The following is a 382-nucleotide window of genomic DNA, read 5'->3' as shown; positions in this document are numbered from 1 at the left end:
AAGTGCCCCGAGTTTTGTTCCTAGGCATTTGCCTTGATTTCTATTATCACTTGCGGCGGGTTCTGCTTCCAAAATTCGGTTTCCACCTCGACCGGGGTTCGGTACCCCAAGCTTTGGTGGAGCCTGGTCTCGTTCCACCATGAGACCCACTCGAACGTCGCGATTTCTACCTCGACAACGTCATTCCACCTGCGAGTATGGATTAGCTCGTTCTTGAAGGAGCCGTTAACGTTTTCAGCCAGAGCATTGTCATAGGAGTCGCCAACTGTTCCAGTAGAAGCGGCAATCCCGTGCTGGGCAAGGCGCTCGTTGTAGACAACGCTGACGTACTGCGAGCCGTGATCCGAATGGTGAATGAGACCTGTTGTTTCCTCAGCACACA

The 382-nt window shown here is 52.9% G+C and carries 1 protein-coding gene; it reads right to left on the bottom strand.

The window, feature by feature from the left end:
* Positions 1-20 precede the first annotated feature (20 nt).
* Positions 21-382, bottom strand: a 362-nt coding sequence (locus HMPREF0308_RS12740; RefSeq protein ID WP_005532380.1) for an IS3 family transposase, incomplete at its 5' end; no start/stop codon positions are given.

The organism is Corynebacterium striatum ATCC 6940 (assembly GCF_000159135.1).
In the GTDB taxonomy this organism is placed as follows: domain Bacteria; phylum Actinomycetota; class Actinomycetes; order Mycobacteriales; family Mycobacteriaceae; genus Corynebacterium; species Corynebacterium striatum.
The sequence above is the reverse complement of the archived record's forward strand: the minus strand, read 5'-3'. Positions and strand labels throughout refer to the sequence as shown.